Source organism: Pigmentiphaga daeguensis (genome assembly GCF_039523035.1).
GTDB lineage: Bacteria > Pseudomonadota > Gammaproteobacteria > Burkholderiales > Burkholderiaceae_B > Pigmentiphaga > Pigmentiphaga daeguensis.
Genome location: NZ_BAAAEN010000058.1, coordinates 1 through 3,178, shown reverse-complemented (window position 1 = coordinate 3,178; position 3,178 = coordinate 1). Strand labels below are relative to the sequence as shown.

4 protein-coding genes are annotated in these 3,178 nt (G+C 57.3%); 2 read left to right on the top strand and 2 right to left on the bottom strand.

What is annotated here, in order from left to right:
* Positions 1-76: 76 nt before the first annotated feature.
* Together istB and ABD104_RS30010 are read left to right on the top strand one after the other, a co-directional pair.
* Positions 77-814, top strand: coding sequence for an IS21-like element helper ATPase IstB (gene istB / locus ABD104_RS30015; protein WP_343928866.1), 738 nt, complete (start codon positions 77-79; stop codon positions 812-814).
* Positions 815-1,119: 305 nt separating this feature from the next.
* Positions 1,120-2,322: a hypothetical protein gene (locus tag ABD104_RS30010; RefSeq protein WP_343928864.1), complete on the top strand. Its 1,203-nt coding sequence runs from the start codon at positions 1,120-1,122 to the stop codon at positions 2,320-2,322.
* Between the two features lie 69 nt (positions 2,323-2,391).
* Here the strand turns inward: ABD104_RS30010 and ABD104_RS30005 are convergent, their stop codons facing one another.
* Positions 2,392-2,682: an addiction module antidote protein gene (locus ABD104_RS30005; RefSeq protein ID WP_343928863.1), complete on the bottom strand. Its 291-nt coding sequence runs from the start codon at positions 2,680-2,682 to the stop codon at positions 2,392-2,394.
* Positions 2,679-2,981 carry a type II toxin-antitoxin system RelE/ParE family toxin gene (locus tag ABD104_RS30000; RefSeq protein WP_425543371.1) on the bottom strand — a complete coding sequence of 101 codons (303 nt, stop codon included), beginning with the start codon at positions 2,979-2,981 and terminating at the stop codon, positions 2,679-2,681. The genes ABD104_RS30005 and ABD104_RS30000 overlap by 4 nt, the downstream gene beginning before the upstream one ends.
* Between the last annotated feature and the right edge of the window lie 197 nt (positions 2,982-3,178).

The window sequence follows — 3,178 nt, the reverse complement described above, 5'->3', positions numbered from 1 at the left end:
AGCATCGTCGGCCTTCGCGCGAAAAGCCTCGACTGTACGGAAAAGTGGCTCAGATTTACTTTGCGCGAAGTGGCTCATTATTACTTTGCGCGCAACAGCCGACGCCTTGACTGAGCAACTGACCCAACCCGCCGTGGGCGCCATGAGCTTCGAGGAGCGCCTGGCCCTGCTGGTGGATCGTGAGATCCTCGCTCGCGACCAGCGGCGTTACACCCGGCTGCTGCAGAAGGCGCGGCTGAAGTATCCCAACGCCGCCATCGAGGATCTTGATACTCGTCCCGCACGCGGCATGGACCGCACCCGTATCACGCGCCTGGTGCTGGGCGACTGGATCAAGTCGGGCTACACCGTCACGATCACCGGGCCGACCGGATCAGGTAAAACCTGGCTGGCCTGCGCGTTGGGGCAATATGCATGCCGCCGTGGGCACTCTGTCAGCTATCTGCGCACGCCGCGACTGGCCGAAGAACTGCGCATCCTGCATGGCGCCGGCACGTTCGGCAAATGGTTGCTTGCCCTGGCCAAGACCGATGTTCTTATCCTGGATGACTGGGGGCTAGCCGCGCTCGAAGGTATCGCCCGCGCCGACCTGATGGAGGTCATCGATGATCGTGCCGCGACCCGCGCCACGATCATTACCAGCCAGCTACCAATCGAGCATTGGCATGCGTGGATAGGCGACGCCACCATCGCCGACGCTATCCTTGATCGCGTCATGCAGCGAAACCAGCGCATCGTGCTCGAAGGAGATTCATTGCGCCGAAAATCGGTTGAACAAACCCCGTCAAAGGAGGAAATCCAGGCAAACCCGTAAAATCCAACGCGCGCAATGTCAATGCTTGAGCCCGTCGGTCACGATAATCGGAATAGCCGGTCACCTTCCCGGCACATCGGTCACGTTCCCGGAATCGTCGGTCACGTTCGCCGGAATACGCACCAGGTAATGGCCTATGGTAACGGCGTTGTTGGCGGCATGGTTCATCGTGCGCTTGAGCACACCGCCCAACGCTAGGTCCTCTGCGAAGGTCGTGCCCCTGAACGGTCGTACCTGCTTGCTTGTTGATCCAGGTCCGCCCGAGAGCCGTAACCGTCTCTCGATCAAGCGCTAGGAAGACAGTGATGTACAAGACAGTCCAGTTTGCCCGCGAAGATTTGTTCAATCAAGTGTGGGAAACGCCGTTATCGCGGCTAGCTGAGGAGATCGGCGTGTCTGATGTTGCACTGGCGAAAGCATGTCGCCGGGCAGTGATTCCTTTACCTGGCCGGGGGTATTGGGCGAAGGCCATACGCTCTCGTCCGAAAAAGCCATCCTTGCCAAGGCTAAAAGACTCTTACTACGCAGTCGTGAGCTTTCGCATCGTCGACGTGATAGACGCACCAAAGCTATCCAAACTCACCACGCCCAAGGGCGATCACATCCCCGTCGCCGCCACGCTTGACTCTCCCCACCCGCTCATTGCCAAGACTTTGCAGGAAGCCAGAAGGGCAAAAGAGACGCAGGGTCATTTACAGTTAGACAGAACGCGGGCGCTAAACATCCGTGTGTCTCTCGATATGCTGGACCGGACAACCCGACTGCTGAATGCACTGATCACGGCATCAGAGGCACAGGGATATGTCTGGAAAATACAGACTAGCGGCGACACGGTCGTGATCGCAGACGGTGAAACTATGAAATTGCTGGTCAAGGAGAGGCTCACCAAACGGGATCTTCCGCCGCCAGCCCTGACTAAACGGCACGCCGGCAGTCGATGGGAGCCCAACCTCACGGCGCTGTTAGCCCCAAAGTATGAATGGCTGCCCACCGGGCAATTGAGCTTTCATATCGAAGAATACTTTTCAGGCAGCGCTCAGAAAAACTGGAACGACACCGCGCGTACCCAACTGGAAGACAAGTTGCACGAGATTCTCGCAGGCTTTGCACCCGCTGCCGCGGCTATTAGAGCGCTTAAGGAGGGGCGCGAGGCCCAGAAGCGAATGTGGGAGCAGCAGGAACAAGAACGAAAAGCGAAAACCCGAAAAGTCGAAGAGCAACGCCGTCTGCGCCACAAATTGGTGCAAGCGACTGAGCGGTGGGAACGAGCCCAGCGCATTCGAACGTTTTGCGATACGGTTTCCACGCGGCTCGAATCGTACCCAACGGAGATGCAGTCCGCTGCAGCCGCGTGGCTGGCATGGGCCAGCCAGCAAGCAGCTAAGCTAGATCCCCTTGAAGGGGACCTAGCTCATCTCTTCAGCCTAGAAGCCCAGGTGGAGGAATGGTTCTCTGAATCTACGTTCCATCAGGAACAGAGTACGGATTGGTGGTCGGTCAAAAAATAGACGCCTAAACTTAGGTGCTAGCTGAGAGAAACTGACGGTTCGCGCGTATTTCTCCGGCCCGGATCGCCCTCAAATCGGCGTCACACTGAGACGCAGACCTACGGCATGCAACACCTTATGTACCGTTGTGAGCGTTGGGTTTCCACTTTTTGAGAGCGCCCGAAACAGCGTCTTCTCACCCAGTTCAGCGCGACGTGCCACTTCTGCCATGCCATATGCTTTGGCAATCTGCCGCAAAGCAACCAGGAGGGCAGCAGGGTCATCCAATTCGATGACCGCCTCCAGATAGGCGGAAGCTTCGGCGGGATCGCGCATTGCCGCCGCAGTCAGTTCCTCGTAGCTTTTGTCACGTGCGTTCATGATTCACCTCGTTCACGCCAGTCAGTCAAGTACGCCAGCGCACGCTTAATTGCCCCCGACTGGCCAGACTTATCGCTGCCACAAAGCAGCAAGACTACTACCGGCCCCTGCCGACTCAAATAGACGCGGAAACCAGGGCCGTGATCTATACGCAACTCTTGCACTCCGTCACGCAGGGGCTTGCAATCACCAAAGTTGCCGGCCTGAACACGTGCCAGCCGTGCTCGGATCCGAGCACGGGCCTGTACATCCTTCAAGCCCACCAACCACTCGTCGAACGGCGATCTGCCGTCCTTCATCTGATAAATTTTCAGCGTTATCAAAATAGTATCCTAAAAGATACCGTTTTCATAGCTCAATCCTCCACTCTCTCTTTAAGTCGAGCGCGTCTTGGACGCGTAGAGGTGGCGGCGGAAATTCAGACAGTCCGATAAGTGGAGAGCTCTGGGCCTGATCCGGCGATAATGCCGGTAAAGGAACCAGAGAGATGACCAAG

What these genes read in the sequence shown, in the direction of transcription:
- ABD104_RS30000 (WP_425543371.1), bottom strand. Translation starts at nt 2,981, where the DNA reads ATGAAGGACGGCAGATCGCCGTTCGACGAGTGGTTGGTGGGCTTGAAG.
- ABD104_RS30005 (WP_343928863.1), bottom strand. Translation starts at nt 2,682, where the DNA reads ATGAACGCACGTGACAAAAGCTACGAGGAACTGACTGCGGCGGCAATG.
- ABD104_RS30010 (WP_343928864.1), top strand. Translation starts at nt 1,120, where the DNA reads ATGTACAAGACAGTCCAGTTTGCCCGCGAAGATTTGTTCAATCAAGTG.